Source organism: Gordonia terrae (genome assembly GCF_051789125.1).
Classification (GTDB): domain Bacteria; phylum Actinomycetota; class Actinomycetes; order Mycobacteriales; family Mycobacteriaceae; genus Gordonia; species Gordonia terrae_A.
Genome location: NZ_CP196526.1, coordinates 2,856,509 through 2,879,423 on the forward strand (window position 1 = coordinate 2,856,509; position 22,915 = coordinate 2,879,423).

A 22,915-nucleotide genomic window follows, 5' to 3' on the forward strand; every position below is an offset into this window, starting at 1 on the left:
TCCACCGATTCCGCCCGAGGACAAGGACGACCCATGACCAGGACTCGCCGGAACAGGGTTCGCTGGCGTCTCATACGTGCTGTGCTCGCCGGATTGCTGGTGGCCACCGGGGTCGGTCTGGGTGCGTTCAACGACTGGTGGGTTGCGTTGTTCTTCGGAATCCCGCTGGTCTTCGTCGGGATCGCGGTCAGCCCGCGCCCCTCGAGAGTGTCCGAACTCCCCGAGTTCCGGCGCGCCATCTCCTCCCCCGATGCGCCGCAGGTCGAGGTCGAGGCCCTCACACGCAGCAGCCTCACCGCCGAGGACCTCCAGCCGACGATGGTCACCGCCACCATCAATCCCCCGGACGACACGGCCTACCGCGCCCGCTGGATCACCTCGATGACGAAGGGCAACTTCCAGTCGCTGACCGACAGTCCGTTCACGACGCTGCCGCCGGATGCCCTGCCACCCCGGGAACAGACCGAGACGCCCGAGTTCGACGACCAGCCCGGCCGCTGGGCGGTGGTGTACCCGGTGGTGACCCTGCTGGCCGCTGGCGCGCTGCTGTTCGGGGTCGCCGACGGGTGGCATGTGGAAGGGCCGTCGCTGTCGGACTTCGGGTCCGTCGTACAGCAGGCCGAGTCGCAGGAGGAAGTCGCTGCGTCGCTCGCCGAACAGCACGAACGCATGCTCGCCGCGATCGCCGAGTATCAGGGACCCGAGGCGGTCGGCAACGTGCTGCGGTTGACCTACTCCTTGGGCACCTCCCCGTCCGGCCAGGCTGTCGTCTTCGATCCGAGCAACGGCCGTGCTTACAGCATCTATGTGTCCGACTCGAGTTCGAGTCGGTCCGAGGTGTCCAACTCCGAACGCGCCGGCATGACCTTCGACGCGGCGACGATCGATCCTGCCGTTCTCCCGCCGACTGCCGAGAAGATGCTGGCCGCCGTCGCGCCGTACGCGAGCGAGCCTGTTCTGAGCAGGATCGAGATCGACCGTGCCGAGCCCGGCGCACCCGTGCTCCTCGCCGGCACCATCGATCCCGGACCCGACACGTCCGAGGACTACAAGGTCCAGGCCCGCCCGGACGGGACCGTCGCCGAGTTCTTCGACCCCGCCGACTTCCAGAAGTCGTTCCAGCTCGCTCGCGACCAGCTCGTGGCGGCACGCGTCCCACTGAACGCACCCGTCATCGAGCAATTCATCATCCAGGGAATCGCCGACGGAGTATCACCGGTGACCGCGAGCGACATCCAGAACTCGGGCGGCGTCCTGGTTCGGTACCGGATCGGTGACCGCGGCGGCGAGGTCTCCATCGCGCCCGGCCATTTTCCGGCCGCGAGCATCTCCTCCAGCCGGTATCGAGCCGACGGCTTCCGCTTCGACAACACCTCCGCGGAGGTGTTCGACCGGGTCCGCGCCGACCTGATGCGGCGGGCGTCGGTGCCCGAGTACGACCGCGACGCGGTGGGTGTCGAGGTGGAACGCAACCGGGTGGACGACGAGCAGCCGTTCGTCATCGCGATGGAGATCGCACACACAGAAGACGCCGAGGGTCTCTACACACTGGACGGCACGTACATCAAGCCCGGTCTGTACTGACCCGCGCCCACGCACGGCAGAGGACGTCCGGCGGCGTCACGCCTTGGGCGTGCCCGCTTCCAATGCCCGGCGCGTGACCGCCTGCAGTTCGGCGACCGCAGCCTCCGGAGGGTGCAGCACTCCGCGATCGGTCATCGTGCTGACGATGTCGCGAACCCGGCCGTAGTAGGTGGCCTGCTCGGCGGGCGTGCTGCTGGCGGCTGCGTGGTTGTAGAGCTTAAGTGCACGATCGAGATCGTCCTGATCGCCCTGCTCCAAGTAGGTCGATCCCACGCGACGGCCATGCTTCTCGCATGCGATCCAGGCTCGTCGCAAAGCGGCCACGGACTGCTGGTAGGCGTCGGCGCGCGACCGGTTCCGCGGGTACTCGTCGGTGCGCAACGCGGTCGCCTCGTCGAGCGCCAGATGGAACGTCTGCGTCTGTTCGACTGTCACATCGGTGACAGCCGGGTACCGGAGGAGCATCGCGGGATCGAGTTCATAGGTGCCGTACGCGCCGAGGATCTCGTCGTGCCTGCGCGTCGCCTCTTCCCACAGACGTTCGGCGGCCTCGTCGGATCCGGCGTCGACGATCCGCGGCCCGGACGAGGGTGGCCGGGTGAGGTCCACCGGCTCGGCGTCGGGCGTCGCCTCGGCACGCGGCCGCGATGCGGCGGATGCGGACGACTTCTTCTTGGTCGTCACACGCTCCGGGGCGTGCCGACGGAGGCGCGTGAGTATCTCGGCCACGGCCGGGTCACCGTCGACGACCGCGACGCGCCAGAACTCGGTCTCGGCTTCGGACCTGTCGGAGACCGGGATCGACTCCGCTTCAACGGGTTTGCCGTTCTGTGTCGCGAAGGTGAGCTTGAGGTATTTCTGCCCGGCGACGGTGAGGTGCCGGGCACGTCCGCCGGCCATGTCCGACGTCGAATCCGACGGCCCGCCGACCGCGACGGTGACCAGCGACGCCAAGGGATAGGCCTGCAGGGTGCGGTCCTCGTTCCCGAAGTAGACGGTGTCGTCGTCCACCGTGAGCAACACGGCGCCGCGGTCACCGAGGCGGCCGTAGGCGGCGCTCAGCAGCGACGCGGCGAGTGCCGCGACGACCACCGCCGAGGTGACGAGGCCACTCACCCCGGCGATGTTGAGTCCCACCAGTGCGACCATCCCGGCGAGCATCAGCACCCATGCGGAGGTGGCAGAACGGTGGTGGCGTCCGGACAGATACTCCGTACGACAGGTCACCGGGACCATGTGGCGCCCCCATTCGTCATATCCATACCCCCGTCCGGTCGGCTACCGTCGTGACCGTGAGCTCTGACGAATCCCGTCTCTCGACGCACCGGTGTCGACCGGTGCCACAGCGTCATCAAGGCCGCAAGCACCGCATCAGCTTACGCATGGCACTGCTGCTCAGCGCGGTGATCATCGCTCTCGGTCCCACCGTGGTGGCCGCCGGTCAGGCATCGGCTGCTCCCGGGGTGCCCGACTTCGTCGGCAAGACCTACTCCTCCACCGCGGTGACCGGCGAGCAGATCCCGGGCGGTGGCCCCCTCGAGGTCAGTTTCCCGGCCGCCAACCGCATCTCATTGTCCGCGGGGTGCAACCGGCACATCGGTGATCTCCGCGTCGACAACTCGCTTCTGCGGCTCAGCTCGCTCGCCTCGACGATGATGGCGTGCCCCGGCCCCCGATCGCAGGCCGACGCGTGGATCACCGAGTTCACCCGGGAACCGCTCACCTGGTACTCGGTGGGGCACGCCCTGGTCCTCGTCGGACCGGGCAGTCAGGTCCTGCTGACGGAGCGTCAGGCATGAACCGCCGCGTGCCGACCGTCGTGACCGTCACCGGCGCCGCCGGCAGCATCGGGTACGCGAGCGTGTTCCGCATCGCCGCGGGCGCGATGCTCGGACACGAGCAGCCCATCGCGCTCCGCCTCCTCGAACTCCCCCAGGCCCTGGCCGGAGCGGAGGGTACCGCGATGGAACTCGACGACGGGGCGTTCCCGCTCCTGAAGTCGGTGGATGTCCTCGACGACCCGCGCAAGGCGTTCGACGGCGCGAGCTTCGGTCTGCTCATCGGCGCTCGTCCGCGCACCAAGGGCATGGAGCGTGCGGATCTGCTCGCCGCCAACTCGGACATCTTCGCCGCCCAGGGCGCGGTCATCAACGATGTCGCCGCCGACGACATCCGGGTGATCGTCGTGGGCAACCCCGCCAACACGAACGCCGCGGTGGCGGCGGCTCACGCACCCGAGGTGCCCGCCGAGCGATTCACGGCCCTGACCCGCCTCGACCACAACCGTGCGATCGCACAACTCGCCCGCCGCGCCGGGGCGGATGTCGACGAGATCAGTCGGGTGAGCATCTGGGGCAATCACTCGGCGACGCAGTATCCCGACATCTTCCACGCACGCGTGGGCGATCGCAGCGGTGCCGACATCGCCGCGGACCGGGACTGGCTCGTCGACGACTTCATCCCGACCGTCGCCCGCCGGGGAACCGCGATCATCGAGGCGCGCGGATCATCGTCGGCGGCATCCGCGGCCAACGCCACGATCGATCACGTGCACGACTGGGTCCTCGGCACCCCGCCCGACGACTGGACGTCGGCGGCTCTGCCGTCGCCGGGCGTCTACGGTGTGCCCGAAGGGCTCGTGTGTTCGTTCCCGGTCCGTTCGGTCGACGGTCGGTGGCAGATCGTCGAAGGTCTGGAGATCAACGAGTTCTCCCGCTCCCGGATCGACGCGTCGGTCGCCGAACTGCAATCCGAGCGGGACGCCGTCGACAAGCCGTAATCTCTGCTCATGTCGAAGAAGGACAAGAAGCAGGCGCGGATCGCGAACAAGGTCTACGAGGCCGAGATGTTCCGGCTGCAGACCGAGCTCGTCAAACTGCAGGAATGGGTCCGCGCGAGCGGCGCACGGGTCGTGGTGGTCTTCGAGGGACGTGACGCCGCGGGCAAGGGCGGCACCATCAAACGGATCACCGAATACCTGAGTCCGCGCGTCGCACGCGTCGCCGCGCTGCCCGCCCCGACCGATCGCGAACGCGGACAGTGGTACTACCAGCGATACGTCGCACACCTGCCTGCGCCGGGTGAGATCGTGTTGTTCGACCGTTCCTGGTACAACCGCGCGGGCGTCGAGAAGGTCATGGGTTTCTGTACGCCCGAAGAACATTCACGTTTTCTCCGGCAGACGCCGATCTTCGAGCAGATGCTGATCGACGACGGCATACTGCTGCGCAAGTACTGGTTCTCGGTGTCCGACGACGAGCAGCTCAAGCGATTCCGCTCACGCATGAACGACCCTGTGCGGCAATGGAAGCTGAGCCCCATGGACCTCGAGTCCGTATACCGGTGGGAGGACTACTCGCGTGCCAAGGACGAGATGATGGTCCACACCGACACTGCGCTGAGTCCGTGGTACGTCGTCGAATCCGACGTCAAGAAGCACGCGAGGCTCAACATGATCTCCCACCTGCTCTCGACACTCGACTACGAAGAGGTCCCGCGACCGAAGGTGTCCCTGCCGAAGCATCCGATCGAGTCCGGGAACTATCACCGACCGCCTCGTTCACTGTCCAAGTACGTACCCGACCACGTGGCGACGCTGATCCGCACCGACCACTGATGTGGATCGGGTTCTGCGAGTTCGACTATCTGCTCGGTGACGTCCACTCGCTGAAGCAGAAGCGCTCGGTGGTGCGGCCCATCGTCGCCGATCTCCGCAAACGGTTCGCCATCTCGGCGGCCGAGGTCGGGCATCTGGACGTGCACCGGCGGACGGTGATCGGGGTGAGTGTCGTCGCGGCCGACCGCGGCCATGTCGTGGACGTGCTCGACCAGGCAGAGCGATCTGCGGCGGGTCACCCGGAGGTGGAACTGCTGTCGGTTCGACGCCGCGTACTCAGCGCCGACGACTTCTGACCGCGCCTCACACCACGCCGGCCGCGGCGGCGGCACGGCGGTAGGCCTCGGCGAGCGAGTCCACGGTCTCGTGGGCGTTGAGGCCACTCGGATTGGGGACCACCCACAGGTCTGCGCCGTCCCAGGTCTCGTCCTGGCGTCCCGGAACGGCGTCGCGTCGTCCGAACGCGCTGCGGTAGGCGGTGATACCAGCCACCGCGACCACCCTCGGGCGGATCGCACGGACGCGCTCCCGCAGCCGGCGGCCACCCTCGCGTAGTTCGTCGTCGGTGAGTTCGGCTGCGGTGGCCGTGGCGCGCGGTACGACATTGGTGATCCCGATGCCCCGGTCGAGCAGCGTCGCGCGGTCCGCGTCCGACATCCCCGCCGACGCGTCGATCACATGATCGACGATCCCGGCACGCGCGAGGGCGGGATAGAAACGATTGCCGGGCCGGGCGAAATGTGCGCCCGTCGCGGCCGTCCACAGACCGGGATTGATGCCGACGAACAACAACCGGCACTCGTCGCCGACGAGGTCGTCGACCGTCCGGTCGGCGTAATCGAGCAACTCTGCCCTGGTGAAACCCATCGGTGTCGCCGAGTCAGGATTCCGAGGTCGTGGAGCCGTGCCGACCCGACACGCAGAACTCGTTGCCGTCGGGATCGGCAAGCGTCACCCAGGCGAAGCCCGGCATCTCGCGGTCGGCGATCTTGGTCGCCCCGGCGGCGACCAGGCGCGCGACCTCCGACTCGAGATCCTCGGTCGTGAGATCGAGGTGCATGCGGTTCTTGCCGGGCGTCGGGTCGTCGACCCGCTGGAACGCCACGAGCGGTGCGCCTTCGACATGTGCCACGACCACGAAGTATCCGTCGTTCTCCTCGACGATGCGTCCACCGAGCTGCTCGGCCCACCAGGTGGCCAGCGGCATCGGTTGACGAGAGTCCACGGTGATCATGCCCAGCGCGAGTGTCATGGGCATCAACCTACCGGCGGGCGCCGACATCTCGCGACGGGCGAGTCGGCCCACCGCTGTGCCGCGTTGTCCACTAGCCACCCACCGGGTGCGGCCACCACTTACACTCACGTCGATGCTCGGACTCTCGTACTCGGTCTTGGGCGGTCTCGGCGCTCAGATCGGTTCCGATGCCGTCGAACTCGGCACGCGCAAGCAGCGGGCGATACTCGCCCAGCTGATCCTCGCCGAGGGCACGCCGCTGCGCGCCGACGCGCTGATCGAGGGCATCTGGGGAGACTCGCCGCCCGAACGCGCCGAGGTCTCCCTGCAGTCCTACATCTCGGGCTTGCGCAAGGCGCTCGAGCCGAGCCGCCGGCCCCGGAGCCCGTCCACGGTGCTGCTGACCCACGGAACCGGGTACAGCCTCCCCACGACCGCGGAGCAGGTCGACCTGCGTCGGTTGACGGCGACCCTGGCGAACGCACGAACCCTGATGCAAGACGGTGACACAGCGGGTGCTGCTCCCCTGCTCCAGCAGGTGCTCGACACCTACCGGCCGCTGCTGCCCGAGTTCGAAGGGCTCCCCTTCCGCGACGAGGCCGCCGACCGCCTGGAACGGATGCTGCAGGCCGCCCGGGAGATGTCGTTCGAAGCGCGCATGGCAGCGGGCGACCACCGTCTGCTGGTGACCGAGCTGGAGAGTGCGGTCGAACGGTCGCCGCTCGACGAGGGCCTGTGGGTGCTGCTCGCCACCGCGCTGTACCGCCTCGGACGCCAGTCCGAGGCTCTCGGCGCGATCGCGAACGCACGTCGCATCCTCGCCGACGAGATCGGCGTCGATCCCGGACCCCGCCTGCGGGCCCTCGAAGGTGACATCCTCGACCACGCGCCACACCTCGACGCCCCGGCGCGGTCCGAGAGCATGACCGTCGGCCCGTCGGTTCCCGCGAGGGTGCCTGCCGCGCCGACGACACCGGCGTCGGAGCCGTCGTCGGGGCAGTCGTCTGGGCAGTTCGAGTTCGACGAGGCACCGTCACTGGTCGGCCGGGCCGACGAGTTGTCCGCGCTGCATCGTGCGGTGCTCGCATCGATGTCGGGGCACGGCGGCGTGGTCGTGGTCGAGGGCGAACCCGGGGCGGGTAAGACCGCGCTCCTCGACGAGGCCGGACGCCGAGCGGCCGGCGCCGCGGAGTTGCGCGTGCTGTGGGGACGCTGCGTCGACGATCCGGCAGCCCCCTCGATGTGGCCGTGGGTGCAGATCCTGGGTTCGGTTCTCCCCCGGCTCGATCCCGGCGACCGCGAACGACTCCTCGACAGTTCGCTCGGACGGATGGTCACCGAGGGGGTCAACGTGATCCCGCCACCCCGGCAGATGCCCGACGCGGCCGCGCGCTTCCAGTTCTACGACCAGGCAGCAGACCTGCTCGACGGGGTGGCGGCGACGTCGAAACTGATCATCGTCCTCGACGACCTGCAGTGGGCGGACGGGGCTTCGCTGGAGTTGTTCGCGCACATGGCCTCTCGACGCACGCCGGGGGTGACGTTCTTCGCGTCGCTGCGCTCGCCGTCGTCGCGACCGGTCGTCGCCTCGACCCTGGCGACGCTCGCCCGACTCCCCGAACACCGGCGCATCCATGTCGGCCCCCTCACCGGCGACGACATCTCGGAGCTGATCCGCCGCGAGACACAGCAGTGGCCCGAAGTGGCCACCGTGTCGTCGATCGAACGACGCACCGGCGGCAACGCGTTCTTCGTCCGCGAGCTGGCACGCATCCTCGCCGACCGCGGCTCGATCGCGGGCAGCGCCGTCCCGTCCGGGGTCCGGGACGTGGTCCGGCAGCGCCTCGTCGGCTTGCGTCCGGAGACCACCGAACTCCTCGAACTCGCAGCGCTGATCGGAACGCGTGTGGACCTCGTCCTGCTCGCGACCGCCGCCGGGCGACCGGTCGACGAGGCGCTCGACCTGCTCGAGCCCGCGGGGACCGTCGGGGTCATCCGTCTCGGGCCCGATGACCCGTTCGGCTTCGGATTCAGTCACGACATCATCCGCGAGGCCATCGCCGGTGGCATCGCCGCGAAGCGCGCCCGCCGCCTCCACCTGGCGATCGCCGACGCACTCGCCGGCAACTCGTCGCCACACGCGGTGACACGCGTCGCCCGGCACCTGTGGTCGGCGGGTCCGCTGGCCGATCGCGACCGGACCATGACGGCCCTGCTCTCCGCGGGTGACATCGCGTTGCGCACCTACGATTTCGACGGTGCGCAACGCCATCTGGGCGACGCGGCGACGCTGGCGCGCAACATCGGCGATCAGCAGACCGAACTGGTGGCGATCACCACCCGCCTCGCGGGCGAGGTCGCTGCGCACGGGTACTTCGCTGCCGACCCCGATCTCCAGGAGCGCGCCCGAAGCCTCGCCTCGACCCTGGGCGACACCCGCCTCCTCGCGACTCTGGACTACGCCCGCTGCGCCGCCCACATCCAGATCGCCGACGCGCACACCGGACATCGACTCGCACAGGACCTGCGCCGTCGCGCCGAGGGGTCCGACGATCCGGTCGTCGTCCACCTCGGCATGCAGGTCGCCGGCATCGACGAGTTCACGCGGGGCAACTTCGGGGCGGCACACCGGATCCTGGACACCTACGCACCCGTCGGAACCGACCTCGAAGGCCTTCGCGACGACCAGCTAGCGATGGCCCGCGGATTCCGCGCGTGGGCCGCCGCCATCCACCTCGGTGCCGATGCCGGACGCGCCCTGTTCGCAACGATGGCCGATGCACGCCCGGATCCCCGGTCGCAACTGGGCATGGCGATCTTCGCGGTCGGCGCGGCGTCCATGCTCGGCGATGCGGACTGGGTCCTCGACGCCGGTCGCGCGATCGTCTCCGAGAGCGGCGGCGCGCTCGCGTACCTCCGGCGCGGAGGCGAGCGCATGTACTGGTGGGCACGGGCGATGACCGGCGACATCGACGACGCTCTCGCCAGGATCGATCAGCTCGGCGCCGACCACCGCGACATGGCGGACCACCCGCGTACCGGCGAGGGATTCTGGCTCGGTCTGCATGCCGAGACCCTGGTCGTCGCGGGCAAGCTCACCGACGCCGCCGTGCTACTCGATCGTGCCTCCGACTTCGCCGAACGCACCGGCGAACGGTACGCCGCCGCTCATCTCGCCCTGGTGCGTGCCCGCTACGAGTACGCCAACGGACGCCCGGCAGCACAGGTCGGCACGACGCTGCGGAGTGCCCGTGACACCGCGCTCGCCCAAGAGGCCCACGCCCTGGTGGCACGCATCGACGAGCTCGGACGCACATGGGGTCTGTCGCCGCCGCGGTGACCTCCGGAACCGTGTCCGGCCCTGCCGAGCCGGCCGGATCAAGTCCGCCTCAAGTCGTCGCCAAGGTCTTCCGGAGAACGTGGTCGGACACCCGGCGCTGCCGGAGCTGACCGACTCCCGCCGGACGACCCGGCCGCACTCGAGGACCCGCCGATGACCGTAAGACCCGCAGCCTCACCTGCCGAGAACTCCGAACGACTGATCGTCCGCACCCGCACGTCGGTGCTCGCGCAACTCCGCGACCGCATCGCCGGCGACGTGGTCGGACCCGGCGACGCGGGCTACCTCGAGGCGCGGTCGGGATTCAACCGGCTCGGCGGCCACCGCCCGGCGGTGATCGCCCTACCCGACAATCACTTCGACGTCGTGGAGGCGGTCCGCTTCGCCGCCGACGAGGATCTGCGCATCGCCGTCCAGGCGACCGGTCACGGCACCGGCCGGGCCGCCGACGGCGGCCTGCTGATCAACACCTCCCGGCTCACCTCGGTGGTCGTGGATCCGGTGACCCGGACAGCCCGGATCGGTGCCGGCGCCACATGGCAGATGGTCCTCGACGCCGCCGTCCCGTATGGGCTCGCACCGCTGATGGGGTCGTCGAGTGCCGTCGGCGCGGTCGGGTACACGCTCGGAGGCGGGTTCGGCTGGCTGGGAAGGCATCACGGACTGTGTGCGGACTCCGTGCGGGGTTTCGATCTGGTGACGCCGGACGGCACGCCGATTCGGGTCACCGACGCCAGCTTCCCAGACGTCTTCTGGGCACTGCGGGGCGGCGGCGCGGGCAGCCTCGGGGTGGTGACGTCGATGGAGATCACGCTCGCCGACGTCTCGACCGTGTACGCGGGCAACCTCTTCTACCCCGCCGCCGACGCCGAGGAGATCATCCGCCGCTTCCGCGACTGGGCCCCCGCCCAGCCCGAAGAACTGACCTCGGCAGTGGCCGTGCTCAACCTCCCGCCCACCGACGGCATTCCGGAACCGTTGCGCGGCCGGAGTTTCGCGGTGGTGCGGGGATGCTGGTCCGGTGACGTCGAGACCGGCCGCGCCATCGTCGACGAGTGGCGCCGCTGGCGGAGACCGGTCGTCGACACCTGGGATGTCATGCCGTTCGCGGCCGTCGACGCCATCAGCATGGACCCGACCGAACCGATGCCCGTCATGGTGACCACCGAATGGTTCGACGACCTGCCCGACGAGGCCGTGGACATCATCGCCGGACGGGTTCGCCCGCCCGCGGCCACCGCCCCGCTGATCGTGTCGGGCGAGATCCGGCACGCCGGCGGTGCGATCGCGCGCGGGGCGCTGCAGGCGGCGAACGATCGCGCACGCTCGGGACAGTTCCTGCTCGAACTCGTCGCGGTCGTCGGGGACCCGCAGGTCGCGCTCGCCGTCGAGTCGACGCTGCGGGTCACCCGCACCGAACTGGCTCCGTTCGTGACGGGCGCGGCGTACCTCAACTTCACCTCCGGCACCGAACGTGCCGGACGCGCCGCCGACGCCTTCAGCGCCGACCATCGACGACGGCTCACCGAGATCAAGAACGCCCTCGACCCGGGCAACCGCTTCTGCCACGGGGACATCTGACCGCTGTGACGGCACCGCTTGCATCGGCGACGCCCGATATGCGCTGATGGTCGGCATGACCTCCGACACCTCGTCCGGACCGGCGGGAACTCCAACGTCGACGTTGCTCGTCGTCGACGGCGCCAACGTCGTCGGGTCGGTCCCCGACGGGTGGTGGCGGGATCGCCGGGCGGCGGCAGAACGTCTACGGGACAGGCTGGAATCGGTCGCCGAAGCCGGGCTCGACGGCCTGGCGGGACCGTTGGACGTGGTGCTGGTGGTGGAGGGCAGGGCTCGAGGCATCGCTCCGGGCGCGGCGGTCCGGGTCGTCGAGGCCCCTGCGTCGGGAGACGACGCGATCGTCGCGGTCGTGGCCGGTTCACCCGGCCGTGCCTGCGTGGTGGTCACGGCCGACCGCGAATTACGCACGCGGGTACAGGAACTCGGCGCACACACGGTGGGTCCGTCGACCATCCCGCGGTGATCGGGGCGGTGCGGGCGTTCCGGCGCCGTCGCCCGATATCCGTGCCCGATTTTCCCGATCACCACCGCACATTCGCTCGCAACACGAATAATCCTCCCCACAGTCGGCGTCGGCCGACACGGGAGGATCTCATGAACGATGTCGACGTCCTGATCGCAGGCGCCGGGCCCATCGGACTGACCGCTGCCATCGAACTCCGACGCCGCGGGGTCGGTGTCCGGATCGTCGATCCGCTTCTCGAACCACCGCAGTATGCGAAAGCCGTTGGCATACAACCACGCACGCTCGAGGTCTTCGAGGGCATGGGCGTACTCGAACAGGTCCTCGATGCCGGTATGGAGATGCGCGGACAACTCGTGTACGTCAACGGGAACCAGGTCTCGCGCGTCGACCTGATGACGCCGGCCGACGTGCCCTACCGCTTCCACCTCCTTCCCCAGTATGCGACCGAACGCATCCTGCGCGAACGCCTCGCCGGCCTCGGCACCGTCGTCGAACGCGGGGTGTCGGTCTCGGCCTTCGAGCAGGACGCCGACGGGGTCACCGTGACACTCGCCGGCGGCGCCGGGGACGCGACAATTCGCGCCGGCTACCTGATCGGGGCCGACGGGGCGCACAGCATCGTGCGCAAAGGCCTCGGCTTGAGCTTCGAGGGCGCCGCCTTCGACGAGCAGTACATGCTCGGCGACGTCGCCGTGGACTGGTCGATGCCGCGCGGCTATGCGATCCGGTCGATGCACCAGACTGCCGACGGCACCTCCGACGATCTCCTCGTGTGCATACCTCTTCCCGGACGCGGTCGCTACCGGATGTCGATGCTGGTCCCGGAGGAACTGCGCATCGCGCCGAAGACGAGTGGCGACGGTGTCGCCCATGGGTTCGAGGGGAACCGCACGCCGGAACTGTCCCACATCCAGGCCGTCGTCGACCGGCTGGCGCCCGAGCCCGCCACCGTCTCCGACATGCGCTGGTCCTCGGTGTTCCGCATCAGCCATCGGATCGTCGACTCCTACGGCCGGGGACGGGTCTTCGTCGCGGGCGATGCCGCCCACATCCACCCGCCGACCGGCGCCCAGGGAATGAACACCGGGGTGCAGGACGCTCACAACCTGGCCTGGAAGCTGGCGCTGGCGGTCGCGGGCGACGCGTCGTCGACGCTGTTGGAGTCCTACGATCTCGAACGCCGCCCCGTGGGCGAGGAGGTCGTCGGCCGAACCGTCCGCGACGCGCGTGAAGGCATCGGTACCGACTCCACCGATCTGGAATTCGTCATGCGACGTGAGGCGCAGCTGCTGATCTCCTACGCCGACAGCCCGATCGTCGCGGGGTCGACGATCCCCAGTCGGCCCGCCGCACCACGTGCCGGTGAACGTGCCCCGGATGCGATCGGTCTCAGCCGTGAGTCGGTCAACAACCCCGTACGGTTGTTCACTCTGCTGGGTGCGGGCGATCACTCGCTTGTCCTCTACGCGGACGCCTCCGCGGGCGCCGAGGACGTCGCGGCGCTCGAGGCGCTCGCCCGAGAGATCACCGCTCACTCACACGGGCACGTCGGCGTCCACGTGGTCGCAGCACCGACCGCTCAGGTCGGCAGCACCGAACTCCCGCTGCTGCGCGACACCGACGGCCGCTTCGCCGCCGGATATCTGCCGGACGGCTCGACGGCCTTCGTCATCCGACCCGACGGGTATCTCGGATACCGCGGGCCCGTCACCGAATTCGAGCCCGCGCTCGCCTACCTGGCGTCGACGTTCCGGTAACCCTTTCTGGTGGAGCACCAGCACCGCGGCCACCGCGGGGTGCACCGTCGGCAGTCCGTAACCTTGGACACCGTGACCATCTGGGGGCGAACCGGGACCGATCGTGCCGGGGACAGTCGTATCCGCATCGACCGACCCCTGTGGAGTGTCGCCGGCCACCTCGCCGACCGGGCGGGTTCGTCGTTGCGATCACGCGCCGCCGACTCACGCATCGGTCGCGCGATGGGTACCGGCGAGCTGATCTACCTGGTCGCCCCGGCGGGTCATCCGAACTACGGCGACGAGCTGATCGCGCAGACGTGGCTGCGCCACCTGGCGCGGGTTCGCCCGAACGCCACGGTCGTCCTCGACTGTCACAGCCCCGGATCCGCCGCAGTTCTGCTGCGGGACGCGCACCCGGACATGATCGTCGTCGACACCCTCTGGCAGCTGACCAACCACGCCGGCGAGACCGAAACCACCGCGCCCTGGGAATGGGTGACTCGTGCCGCACTCGACCCGGGGGCGGCCCCCCGCCTGGCCGCGGGGATCGACCTTCTCAATGCCGCGACCACCGTGCACCTACTGGGCGGGGGATACCTGAACACGGTGTGGCCGCACCACGTCTCGCTGTTCGTCGCCGCGGCCGCGGTTGCCGAGCGCTCAGGTGCACGACTCGTGTCGACCGGACAGGGTTTGGTTCCGACCCTCCGGGGAGCATCCTGGGCAGCGCTGTGCAACGCGTTCGCCGGCTTCGACATCGTCGACGTCCGTGACGCGGCGTCGAGGGACGCACTCGACGGCATCGTGGAAGTGCGACACTCCGGCGACGACGCCTGGCTCGCCCTGCACCGTCCGGAACCTCGGCTCTACCGGCGTGACGAGCCTGCCGGAGAGGTCGAGACCTCGGGGCGCAACGGGGTCGTCCTGTGTCTTCAGTCCGACCTGACCGAGTCGTTCACCGGTCCGCGCGGGACCGGCGTCGCGGCACTCACCGATTTCGTGCGGTCGACGCTCGATGCCTGGGAGATACCCGGGTCCGCCGTCACCGTCGTCGAGGGCATTCCCGGCCACGACTACGAGGTCGCCCACCGGCTCGGTGCGCGCCTCGACGGCGCGACGGTCCTCCCCTTCCGCGACGTGTGGCAGGACGGTCTGCCCGCCGGGCACCGGAGAACCTGGATCAGCACCAGATTCCACCCGCATCTCCTCGCCGCCGCCGCGGGCGATCCCGGCGTCGCCATCGTCTCGATGCCGGTGTATTACTCGACCAAGCACAGGTCTCTGACCGATGCCGGATCGGACTGGACCGTGGTCGATTCTGGTACGACCATCCCGGATCGTCCCACCGGCCGCGGCTTCGACACCGCACACCGCGCCCGGGCCATCGAGGCCAAACTCGCCACGGCCGACGACATCTATCCGGTCTCACGCGTGCTGGCACACCGGATCTGAGTGCGGCCACCGCGTCGTCGGATCACTTTCCGCCAATCCGCCCATGATCGGGCCGTGTCGGACAAAATGGCGGGATGAAGCACCGGTCGCCTGTGCGCTCGACAGTTGTCCGCATCTCCGTTCTCGGCGTGACGGCTGCCCTCGGTCTCGCGGGGTGCTCCCCCTCGGAAACGGCGTCGGGCGCCTCGTCCGGGTCGACGTCCCCGGCGACGACGCCGGTGTCGGTCCCCGCCGACACCGCAGCGGCGTTCCAGAAGGTCCTCGACGAGACACGCTCCTCGGGCGGGTTCCCGGGCGTGATCGCCCGGGTCATCTCACCGGCCGGAACGTGGACGGGGACCTCCGGCGTCCGGGCAGCGGGCGGTGACGAACCCATCGAGCCGGCCGACCACACCCGGATCGGGTCGCTCACCAAGACGATGACCGCGACGCTCCTGTTGCAACTCGTCCAGGAAGGCCGGGTCTCCCTAGACGACCCGATCAGCAGATACGTCCCCGACGCCCCGAACGGCACCGCCACGTTGCGCCAGGTCGCCGACATGACCAGCGGCATCCCGTCGTACACCGCATCCGAGGCATTCGACAAGCGGTTCTTCGCGGACCCGGAATCCGCCTGGACCGCAACCGAACTCGTGGACACCGCGAAGTCGCTGCCACCTGACTTCGCACCAGGACGGGGGTGGCAGTACTCGAACACCAACTACGTCCTGCTGGGCCTGGTGATCGAGAAGGTCCTGGCGAAGCCGATCGGTGAGGTGTTCGCCGACCGGATCTTCACCCGGTTGGGCATGGACGAGTCCTCGTGGCCCGGCGAGTCCGTCGAGATACCCGACCCCCACGTCGACGGCCTGACCGATCAGGGTCAGCCCGCCGGACAGACGGTCAACTCGACCCGGTGGAATCCGTCGTTCGCGTCCACCGCGGGGGCGGTCATCTCCACCATCGACGATCTCCAGACCTGGGGCGAGGCCTTGTTCACCGGCCGCGGCGTCCTCGACCCGGACACCCAACAGTTGCGGCGCGACTCGATCCTCACGTCGCCGCCGCCGAACACCCCGACCGCGGGCTACGGCATCGGCATCGGCAACCGCGACGGCTGGTGGGGCCACGACGGCGACTTCCCGGGCTTCAACACCTCGCTGTTCCACAACTATTCGTCGAACACCACCATCATCATCGTGGTGAACACCGACGACAACGTCACGATCGACGGGAAGCCCACCGCGCCGGTGTACGCCGTGCAGGCCGGGTTGATCGCGGCGCTGCCGGACTGACCACAGCCACTCCGCGACAGTCGTGTTCCGGCGTAAGGTCGGCGGCATGGCCAGAACAATTGCGAGAGCCGACACCGTCGATCGCGCCGGACTCCTCGACTTCATCCGCCCTCGCCATCACATGATCCTGAGCACCACTCGATCCGACGGCAGTCCGCAGATGTCGCCCGTGACCGGAGGGGTCGACGAGGACGGACGCATCGTCATCTCCACCTATCCCGGCCGTGCGAAGGCGAACAACATCCGGTCCACGCCGGTGGCAAGCGTGATGGTGTTGTCGGACGAGTTCAACGGCGCGTGGGTTCAGGTCGACGGCGACGCCGAGGTCCTCGACATGCCCGAGGCCGAGGACGCCCTCGTCGACTACTTCCGCAGCATCTCCGGCGAGCACCCGGATTGGGACGAGTACCGCGCGGCGATGCGCACACAGGGCAAGTCGCTCATCCGCATCACCCCCACGCGCTGGGGACCCGTCGCCACCGGAGGCTTCCCGGCCGACGTCGCGGCCCGGCTCGACGCCCGGGACAGCTGACGGACCGCCGCCGGTGAGCCGCGCAGCCGCCGACATCGAGATCCGCGCGCTGACGAAGAGTTATGGTGCACACCGTGTTCTCGACGGTATCGACCTGCATGTGCCGTCGGGGGGCGTGACCGCACTGCTGGGCCCGAACGGGTCGGGCAAGACCACGACCGTCAGCATCGCGTCGACGCTGTTCCCCGCCGACTCCGGGACGGTCACCATCGGCGGACACGACACCCGCACCCAGACCCGCGCGGTCCGCGCCATGATCGGCGTGACCGGCCAGTCCGTCGCCATCGACGAGTTGTTCAGCGGCCGGGAGAACCTCGCGCTCATGGCCGGGCTACGCCACCTCGAACGCCGCCACGGCCGCGCGCGGGCCGACGAACTGATCGAGCAGTTCGATCTCACCGATGCCGCCGACCGTCTGGTGTCGACGTACTCCGGCGGGATGCGACGCCGCCTCGACCTCGCGATGACCCTCATCTCGACGCCACGCGTGATCTTCTTGGACGAACCCACCACCGGACTCGACCCGCGCAGCCGGCGCGTGTTGTGGGACATGATCTCTCGGCTCGCCGCCGAAGGCGTCACCGTCCTGCTCACGACGCAGTACCTCGAAGAGGCCGACCAGCTGGCCGACCGCATCGCCGTGCTCGATCGCGGCACCATCGTCGCCGAGGGGACCGCCGCCGAGTTGAAGAAGCGCGTCCATGACTCAGAGGTGCGACTCACCTTCGCCGACACCGAGTCCTTCGACGCCGCACGTGGCCTCGTGCCGCACGCACGGCCCGTCGCCGAGTCCCGCAGGCTCGATCTCGCGACCGACGACACGGCCACCACGATGCGGACCGTGCTCAACCGTCTCGACGCCGCCGGCATCGCGGTCACCGACGTGGCGGTCCACACCCCGACCCTCGACGACGTGTTCTTCGCCCTGACCGGCAACCCGGCGGACCCTCCGGCCCCGACCGGCGACGACGGGGCGCCATGATGACCGCCCTCACCCGCGCGGTGTCGGACTCGCGGGTCATGGTGCGGCGCAACATCCGCCGCCTGATCCGGTTCCCGGTGCTCACCGTGATGCTGGTCGGGCTGCCGGTCGTGTTCCTGCTGCTGTTCGTCTTCGTGTTCGGCGGCCAGCTCGGCGCCGGGATGATCTCGCCGGCGGGCGGGAGCGGACGCGCCGCCTACCTCGACTACGTCGTGCCCGGAATCGTGCTCGTGACAGTGGCTTCGGCGGTCCAGGGCACCGCGATAGTCGTCGCGATGGACATGACGTCGGGCATCATCAACAGGTTTCGCACCATGGACATCAGCAGGTCGGCGGTTCTGGTGGGCCACGTGTTCGCCAGTCTCGCGCAAGCACTGTTCAGCATCGTCGTCGTCATGGCGGTGGCCGTCGCGATCGGTTTCCGCCCCTCGGCCGATGCGCTCGACTGGCTGGGCGCGGTCGCCGTCGTCGTGATGTTCGGGACCGCGCTGATCTGGCTGTCGGTGTATCTGGGCCTGGCGGCCAAGAGCGTCGAGACCGCGAGCAACACACCGATGTTCCTCACCCTGCTGCCCTTCCTCAGCACCGGGTTCGTTCCCGCCGAGTCGCTGCCCGCCGGGCTGCGTCAGTTCGCCGAACACCAACCGTTCACCCCGGTGATCGAGGTGCTCCGCGGCACGCTGACCGACGCTCCGCTGTCGACGGCGAGCGTGGTGGCATCGGCCGCATGGAGCGTCGGCATCGGCGTCGTGTCCTATGTCCTGGCTCTGCGAACCTACGAACGGCGACGCATCCCCGGCTAGGGTCGGTCCCGTGCCCGAGAAGGTCGACTTCAAGAAGACTCTGGACGCCTACAAGGCACGCCGGGGTGTGATCCGAGTCCTCGACGTGCCGACGATGCGTTTCCTCATGATCGACGGCGCGGGCGACCCGAACACCGCGCCGCAGTTCAGCGCGACGATCGAGACGCTGTATCCGGTCGCCTACGCACTGAAATTCGCGAGCAGTCGCGAACTCGACCGGGACTACGTCGTCCCGCCGCTCGAAGGACTGTGGTGGGCTGACGACATGAGCGCATTCACCGGCGCGCGCGACAAAGGTCGCTGGAACTGGACGCTCATGCTGATGGTCCCCGAATGGATCGACGACGAGAGGGTCGGCGCCGCTGTCGCGGGGGTCAGCGCGAAGAAGCCACCGCCACGGATCGACGATCTCCGGCTGGCCGAGTTCGCGGAAGGCCTCAGCGTTCAGACCCTGCATCAGGGTTCGTTCGACGACGAAGGTCCCGTCCTCGATGAGATGCACCGCAGGTTCATCCCCGACAACGGACTACACATGTCGGGCCGCCACCACGAGATCTACTTCAGCGATTTCCGGCGGGTGGCACCGGACCGGCTACGCACCATCCTGAGGCAACCGGTGATCCGGGACTGAGGAGCCGGCCGGCGCCGGTGCGCTCCGTGACGTCTGGTCCGCGGGTGCCCAGCCCAGAGCCGGCCCGAGCCGGCCGGCGAGGTCGCCGACGATCTGCAAGTAGTCCGCCTCGTCGAACGAGAACGGCAGCGCGAACGCCACTTCCGTGGCGCGCTGGAATCCGGCGTGCTCGTACAGCTTCTCAGCGAGCTCCTCCGCGGGTCCGACGTAGTCGGGAGAGAACATCATGCCGCGCGGCCCCTGGGGCTGCCGCGTCCGTTCGTACCGCGCCTCGGCATACGCCTGGTACTTGCGTACCTGTTCCGGGGTCGCCGAATCCGTCGGGATGACCACGAGTCCCTGAGACACCCGCGCGCGGTCGGGATCGACGTGATGGGCGCGGTAGGCGTCGATGTGCTTGGCCTGGATCGTGGCGAAGTCGCGTGACCGTGTGCCCTCGGTGGTGACCACCGACGACGTCAGATAATTGATCCCCTGCCGGCCCGCCCAGATCGCCGAATCGAGACCTCCGCCGTACCAGACCCTGTCGGCCAGCCCCGGCGAATGCGGTTGCACGCTTCGCGAGAAGGTCTCGATACCGACAGTGCCCTCGAAGTCACTGACCGGCTCGCCGCGCAGGTTGTCCAGCAACCGCACCACGCGGTCCTTCGAGAAGTTCTCGACGTCGTGGGTCTCCGGGTAGAGCGACGTCTTGAAGTCGTCGTACCGCATCGGGACGCCTACGGACACACCGGGATTGAGTCGTCCGTCGCTCAGGATGTCCACGGTGGCGAGGTCTTCGGCCAGGCGCAGCGGATTCTCCAGACCGAGCGGGATGACCGCCGTGCCCAGGTGGATCCGGCTCGTCCGCACGGCCGCGGCCGCCAGCACCGCGACCGGCGAGGAGATGCCGTACTGCAGATGCCGGTGGCGGACCCACACACTGTCGAAGCCGAGATCCTCGGCCAGTTCGATCATCCGAAGCGTCTCGAGATGACCGGTCCGCGGGTCCCGCGCGTCGAACCGACCGATGGTCAGGAACCCGAGTGAGGAGAGCCGTTCACCGCGTCGTGGCATGGCGACGATTCTGTCACCGCTCCGATCGCCCGGTCGCCCGCAGAATCACCGTGAGCCCAACTTCGCCGAGGTCGGCCGTCGCGGTCCGCGTCTATAGTCGGGTCACACGGACCCGACCGAACGGATCGTCATGTCGACCACAGTCGCAGAGAGAATCGTCGAAGAGCTCGAACGTGCCGGAGTCCGACGCGTTCACGGCCTGCCGGGTGATTCGCTCAACGGATTCACCGATGCCATCCGACGCACCGACGCGATCTCGTGGCGGCATGTCCGCCACGAGGAATCGGCCGCCTTCGCCGCGTCCGCGGAGGCGGCGCTCACCGGTGAGCTCGCCGTGTGCGTCGGGAGCTGCGGGCCCGGCAACCTGCATCTGATCAACGGGTTGTTCGATGCGCACCGCAGTCGTGTCCCGGTGCTCGCGATCGCCGCACACATCCCGGCGACGGAGATCGGCACGGGGTATTTCCAGGAGACACATCCCGAACAGTTGTTCCGGGAGTGCAGCGCCTACTGCGAGATGGTCAGCACACCCGACCTGATGCCACGCCTGCTCGACATCGCGCTGCGCACCGCCGTGGAACGCCAGGACGTCGCGGTCCTCGTCATCCCGGGCGAGACGTTCCTGGCACCGTGCCCGAAACGTCGGGCCGGTGCGCCGATCCGTCGGATTCCCCGCGTGACCCGCCCCACCGACGCCGAGATGACCCGCGCCGCCGACACTCTCAACGCAGCCGAGAAGGTGACCATCCTCGCCGGCGCCGGGGTTCACGGCGCACACGACGAGGTCGTCGAACTCGCCCGCGTTCTGCAGGCCCCGATCGTGCATGCGTTGCGCGGCAAGGAGTTCATCGAGTACGACAACCCCTACGACGTCGGTATGACCGGGCTGCTGGGCTTCTCGTCGGGATACCGCGCGATCGAGAAGTGCGACACGCTGCTCATGCTCGGCACCGACTTTCCCTACGAACAGTTCTATCCGTCGAAGGCGACGATCATCCAGGTCGACATCCGCGGTGAACAGATCGGCCGGCGCTGCCCCGTCGACCTCCCGCTCCTGGGCGACGTCGGCGACACCGTGCGGGCACTCTTGCCGTTGATCGAGGGCGACCGCGACTCCGAACACCTGTCGACGTCGTTGCAGCACTACGTGAAGGCACGCCGCCGTCTCGACGAGCTGGCCGACAACGACCAGAACCGGGCACCGATCCACCCGCAATACCTGACGCGTCTCCTCAGCGAGAAGGCCTCTGACGACGCGGTGTTCATCCCCGACGTCGGATCACCGGTGGTGTGGGCGGCGCGGTACCTCGAGATGAACGGCGCCCGCCGCCTCATCGGCTCGTTCACCCACGGTTCGATGGCGAATGCGGTGTCGCAGTCGATCGGCGCCCAGACCGCGTTCCCGGACAGGCAGGTGATCGCCCTCGCGGGCGACGGCGGGCTCGCGATGCTGCTCGGCGAGCTGCTCACCATCACCCAGAACAGACTGCCGGTGAAGATCGTCGTCTTCAACAACTCATCCCTGAATTTCGTCGAGGTGGAGATGAAGGCTGCGGGCTTCGTGAACTACGGCACCGACCTGGAGAATCCTGATTTCGCGGCCCTCGCCGAGGCGGTGGGCATCCGCGGGCGCCGCATCGAGCAACCGGATGACCTCGACGGTGCGGTCGCGGAGTTCTTGGCCCACGACGGTCCGGCGCTGCTCGACGTCGTGACCGCGCGCCAGGAACTGTCCATCCCGCCGACGATCACCGCGGCGCAGGCGAAGGGTTTCACGCTGTACGCATTGCGCACCGTGCTGTCCGGTCGGGGCGACGAACTGGTCGACCTCGCCGAGACCAACGTGTTCCGCCGGTTGTTCGACTAGCGTTCGCGGTCGGCCATCACCTCGAGCCCGGTCAGCGCTTCCCCGACCCGCTCTGCCCAGGTCGAGCTGTCGACGCGATGGACAGCGGACTCTCCCGTGTACGCGCTGGAGACGACGACATCGGGCGCGAGCGTGGCGATCAACCGCAGCGAGTCGGCGAGGAGCGAGGCGTCGCTGATGCCCGGAAGGTAACCGGCCGTCCAGCGTCCGCGTGTCCCCAGGTAGAGCGTGTCCCCGGTGAACAGACAGCGCTCGCCGCCGGCAAGCGGGACGAGGTAGCTCGTGCTCCCTGGTGAATGACCGGGCGTCGGGATGACCTCGACACCGTTCCGGTCGACGTGTCGCCCGGTCAGGAGGACGTCGACGCTCGCATGGGTACCGATGCGATCGGCCTCGGCGGCCGGTGCGTGGAGCGTCGACCCGAAACGGTCGGCGATGGTGGCGAGGAGGGGCCCGGCCTCGTCCTGGTGTGACAGATAGTGGTCGTCGACCCCGCCCAGCCGCGCGAGCTCATCGAACTCGTCGTCGGTCGCCACGGAGTAGAAGAGAACGTTGCGGTCGGTTCTCCACAGATAGGCGTGCGTGGTCAAGCCGGGAAACGGGTTGTTGGACCGCGTCTCCCACAGATCGGATAGCACTCTGCGCATCGAATTCCTCCTCGTGTCCGGCGTCGACTCCGACGATGCAACTTCGAGTTCACTTGAGGTCAAGCCCGGGAGCGCACGTGCGCGCAGATATTGCGAAGTGATACACATGGA

Annotated in this window: 21 protein-coding genes; 16 read left to right on the forward strand and 5 right to left on the reverse strand. The window is 68.7% G+C overall.

Features of this window, described 5'->3' with window-relative positions; all coding sequences use genetic code 11:
- The first annotated feature begins 33 nt into the window (after nt 1–33).
- Nucleotides 34–1,584 carry a hypothetical protein gene (locus ACSUZC_RS13030; RefSeq protein ID WP_439028970.1) on the forward strand — a complete coding sequence of 517 codons (1,551 nt, stop codon included), beginning with the start codon at nt 34–36 and terminating at the stop codon, nt 1,582–1,584.
- 36 nt (nt 1,585–1,620) lie between these two features.
- Here the strand turns inward: ACSUZC_RS13030 and ACSUZC_RS13035 are convergent, their stop codons facing one another.
- Nucleotides 1,621–2,820 (reverse strand): hypothetical protein, encoded by a 1,200-nt coding sequence (locus tag ACSUZC_RS13035; protein ID WP_439028971.1) that lies wholly within the window; start codon nt 2,818–2,820, stop codon nt 1,621–1,623.
- A 56-nt stretch (nt 2,821–2,876) separates the two neighbouring features.
- On the opposite strand from ACSUZC_RS13035, the gene ACSUZC_RS13040 reads away from it, so the two are divergent.
- Genes ACSUZC_RS13040 through ACSUZC_RS13055 form a run of 4 tightly spaced genes read left to right on the forward strand, consistent with a single transcriptional unit; the run spans nt 2,877 to nt 5,496 of the window.
- Complete coding sequence (locus ACSUZC_RS13040) at nt 2,877–3,383, forward strand: META domain-containing protein (protein WP_439028972.1); 507 nt, start codon at nt 2,877–2,879, stop codon at nt 3,381–3,383.
- Nucleotides 3,380–4,363, forward strand: a complete 984-nt coding sequence (locus ACSUZC_RS13045) for a malate dehydrogenase (RefSeq protein WP_439028973.1) — start codon at nt 3,380–3,382, stop codon at nt 4,361–4,363. The genes ACSUZC_RS13040 and ACSUZC_RS13045 overlap by 4 nt, the downstream gene beginning before the upstream one ends.
- Before the next feature lie 9 nt (nt 4,364–4,372).
- The gene (gene ppk2 / locus ACSUZC_RS13050; RefSeq protein ID WP_439028974.1) at nt 4,373–5,200 is read left to right on the forward strand and encodes a polyphosphate kinase 2; all 828 of its coding nucleotides are present in this window, start codon (nt 4,373–4,375) and stop codon (nt 5,198–5,200) included.
- Nucleotides 5,200–5,496 (forward strand): DUF503 domain-containing protein, encoded by a 297-nt coding sequence (locus ACSUZC_RS13055; RefSeq protein ID WP_439028975.1) that lies wholly within the window; start codon nt 5,200–5,202, stop codon nt 5,494–5,496. The genes ppk2 and ACSUZC_RS13055 overlap by 1 nt, the downstream gene beginning before the upstream one ends.
- Nucleotides 5,497–5,503: 7 nt before the next feature.
- Here the strand turns inward: ACSUZC_RS13055 and ACSUZC_RS13060 are convergent, their stop codons facing one another.
- Together ACSUZC_RS13060 and ACSUZC_RS13065 are read right to left on the reverse strand one after the other, a co-directional pair.
- Entirely contained in the window at nt 5,504–6,067 is a 564-nt protein-coding gene (locus ACSUZC_RS13060; protein ID WP_439028976.1) for a mismatch-specific DNA-glycosylase, read from the reverse strand.
- A gap of 13 nt (nt 6,068–6,080) precedes the next feature.
- Nucleotides 6,081–6,452, reverse strand: a complete 372-nt coding sequence (locus tag ACSUZC_RS13065; RefSeq protein ID WP_439028977.1) for a VOC family protein — start codon at nt 6,450–6,452, stop codon at nt 6,081–6,083.
- A 115-nt stretch (nt 6,453–6,567) separates the two neighbouring features.
- Here ACSUZC_RS13065 and ACSUZC_RS13070 point away from each other — a divergent pair, with 115 nt between their 5' ends.
- From ACSUZC_RS13070 to ACSUZC_RS13115, 10 genes are all read left to right on the forward strand, one after another.
- A complete protein-coding gene (locus tag ACSUZC_RS13070; protein WP_439028978.1) occupies nt 6,568–9,774 on the forward strand; it encodes a BTAD domain-containing putative transcriptional regulator in 3,207 nt (1,068 codons plus the stop codon).
- 153 nt (nt 9,775–9,927) lie between these two features.
- Nucleotides 9,928–11,355, forward strand: coding sequence for an FAD-binding oxidoreductase (locus ACSUZC_RS13075; RefSeq protein WP_439028979.1), 1,428 nt, complete (start codon nt 9,928–9,930; stop codon nt 11,353–11,355).
- Nucleotides 11,356–11,410: 55 nt separating this feature from the next.
- Nucleotides 11,411–11,818: a hypothetical protein gene (locus ACSUZC_RS13080; protein WP_439028980.1), complete on the forward strand. Its 408-nt coding sequence runs from the start codon at nt 11,411–11,413 to the stop codon at nt 11,816–11,818.
- A 131-nt stretch (nt 11,819–11,949) separates the two neighbouring features.
- Nucleotides 11,950–13,578 carry an FAD-dependent monooxygenase gene (locus ACSUZC_RS13085; RefSeq protein ID WP_439028981.1) on the forward strand — a complete coding sequence of 543 codons (1,629 nt, stop codon included), beginning with the start codon at nt 11,950–11,952 and terminating at the stop codon, nt 13,576–13,578.
- 72 nt (nt 13,579–13,650) lie between these two features.
- On the forward strand, nt 13,651–15,012 hold the full coding sequence (locus ACSUZC_RS13090; RefSeq protein WP_439028982.1) for a polysaccharide pyruvyl transferase family protein: 1,362 nt from the start codon (nt 13,651–13,653) through the stop codon (nt 15,010–15,012).
- 74 nt (nt 15,013–15,086) lie between these two features.
- On the forward strand, nt 15,087–16,286 hold the full coding sequence (locus ACSUZC_RS13095) for a serine hydrolase domain-containing protein (protein ID WP_439028983.1): 1,200 nt from the start codon (nt 15,087–15,089) through the stop codon (nt 16,284–16,286).
- Between the two features lie 46 nt (nt 16,287–16,332).
- Nucleotides 16,333–16,818, forward strand: coding sequence for a PPOX class F420-dependent oxidoreductase (locus tag ACSUZC_RS13100; RefSeq protein ID WP_439028984.1), 486 nt, complete (start codon nt 16,333–16,335; stop codon nt 16,816–16,818).
- A gap of 13 nt (nt 16,819–16,831) precedes the next feature.
- A complete protein-coding gene (locus tag ACSUZC_RS13105; protein WP_439028985.1) occupies nt 16,832–17,800 on the forward strand; it encodes an ATP-binding cassette domain-containing protein in 969 nt (322 codons plus the stop codon).
- The gene (locus ACSUZC_RS13110) at nt 17,800–18,603 is read left to right on the forward strand and encodes an ABC transporter permease (protein ID WP_439033113.1); all 804 of its coding nucleotides are present in this window, start codon (nt 17,800–17,802) and stop codon (nt 18,601–18,603) included. The genes ACSUZC_RS13105 and ACSUZC_RS13110 overlap by 1 nt, the downstream gene beginning before the upstream one ends.
- A 10-nt stretch (nt 18,604–18,613) precedes the next feature.
- Nucleotides 18,614–19,234, forward strand: a complete 621-nt coding sequence (locus tag ACSUZC_RS13115) for a GyrI-like domain-containing protein (RefSeq protein WP_439028986.1) — start codon at nt 18,614–18,616, stop codon at nt 19,232–19,234.
- Here ACSUZC_RS13115 and ACSUZC_RS13120 read toward each other — a convergent pair.
- A complete protein-coding gene (locus ACSUZC_RS13120; RefSeq protein WP_439028987.1) occupies nt 19,196–20,290 on the reverse strand; it encodes an LLM class flavin-dependent oxidoreductase in 1,095 nt (364 codons plus the stop codon). The two genes, ACSUZC_RS13115 and ACSUZC_RS13120, sit on opposite strands and share 39 nt — an antisense overlap.
- Before the next feature lie 130 nt (nt 20,291–20,420).
- Here ACSUZC_RS13120 and poxB point away from each other — a divergent pair, with 130 nt between their 5' ends.
- Nucleotides 20,421–22,157, forward strand: coding sequence for a ubiquinone-dependent pyruvate dehydrogenase (poxB, locus tag ACSUZC_RS13125; protein WP_439028988.1), 1,737 nt, complete (start codon nt 20,421–20,423; stop codon nt 22,155–22,157).
- Here the strand turns inward: poxB and ACSUZC_RS13130 are convergent.
- Entirely contained in the window at nt 22,154–22,804 is a 651-nt protein-coding gene (locus ACSUZC_RS13130; RefSeq protein ID WP_439028989.1) for an MBL fold metallo-hydrolase, read from the reverse strand. The genes poxB and ACSUZC_RS13130 overlap by 4 nt on opposite strands.
- Nucleotides 22,805–22,915 lie beyond the last annotated feature (111 nt).

Bases quoted from the DNA above. Each gene is read 5' to 3' on its own strand.
- ACSUZC_RS13030 (WP_439028970.1), top strand. From the start codon at position 34: ATGACCAGGACTCGCCGGAACAGGGTTCGCTGGCGTCTCATACGTGCT.
- ACSUZC_RS13035 (WP_439028971.1), bottom strand. From the start codon at position 2,820: ATGGTCCCGGTGACCTGTCGTACGGAGTATCTGTCCGGACGCCACCAC.
- ACSUZC_RS13045 (WP_439028973.1), top strand. From the start codon at position 3,380: ATGAACCGCCGCGTGCCGACCGTCGTGACCGTCACCGGCGCCGCCGGC.
- ppk2 (WP_439028974.1), top strand. From the start codon at position 4,373: ATGTCGAAGAAGGACAAGAAGCAGGCGCGGATCGCGAACAAGGTCTAC.
- ACSUZC_RS13055 (WP_439028975.1), top strand. From the start codon at position 5,200: ATGTGGATCGGGTTCTGCGAGTTCGACTATCTGCTCGGTGACGTCCAC.
- ACSUZC_RS13060 (WP_439028976.1), bottom strand. From the start codon at position 6,067: ATGGGTTTCACCAGGGCAGAGTTGCTCGATTACGCCGACCGGACGGTC.
- ACSUZC_RS13065 (WP_439028977.1), bottom strand. From the start codon at position 6,452: ATGACACTCGCGCTGGGCATGATCACCGTGGACTCTCGTCAACCGATG.
- ACSUZC_RS13070 (WP_439028978.1), top strand. From the start codon at position 6,568: ATGCTCGGACTCTCGTACTCGGTCTTGGGCGGTCTCGGCGCTCAGATC.
- ACSUZC_RS13075 (WP_439028979.1), top strand. From the start codon at position 9,928: ATGACCGTAAGACCCGCAGCCTCACCTGCCGAGAACTCCGAACGACTG.
- ACSUZC_RS13080 (WP_439028980.1), top strand. From the start codon at position 11,411: ATGACCTCCGACACCTCGTCCGGACCGGCGGGAACTCCAACGTCGACG.
- ACSUZC_RS13085 (WP_439028981.1), top strand. From the start codon at position 11,950: ATGAACGATGTCGACGTCCTGATCGCAGGCGCCGGGCCCATCGGACTG.
- ACSUZC_RS13095 (WP_439028983.1), top strand. From the start codon at position 15,087: ATGAAGCACCGGTCGCCTGTGCGCTCGACAGTTGTCCGCATCTCCGTT.
- ACSUZC_RS13100 (WP_439028984.1), top strand. From the start codon at position 16,333: ATGGCCAGAACAATTGCGAGAGCCGACACCGTCGATCGCGCCGGACTC.
- ACSUZC_RS13110 (WP_439033113.1), top strand. From the start codon at position 17,800: ATGACCGCCCTCACCCGCGCGGTGTCGGACTCGCGGGTCATGGTGCGG.
- ACSUZC_RS13120 (WP_439028987.1), bottom strand. From the start codon at position 20,290: ATGCCACGACGCGGTGAACGGCTCTCCTCACTCGGGTTCCTGACCATC.
- poxB (WP_439028988.1), top strand. From the start codon at position 20,421: ATGTCGACCACAGTCGCAGAGAGAATCGTCGAAGAGCTCGAACGTGCC.
- ACSUZC_RS13130 (WP_439028989.1), bottom strand. From the start codon at position 22,804: ATGCGCAGAGTGCTATCCGATCTGTGGGAGACGCGGTCCAACAACCCG.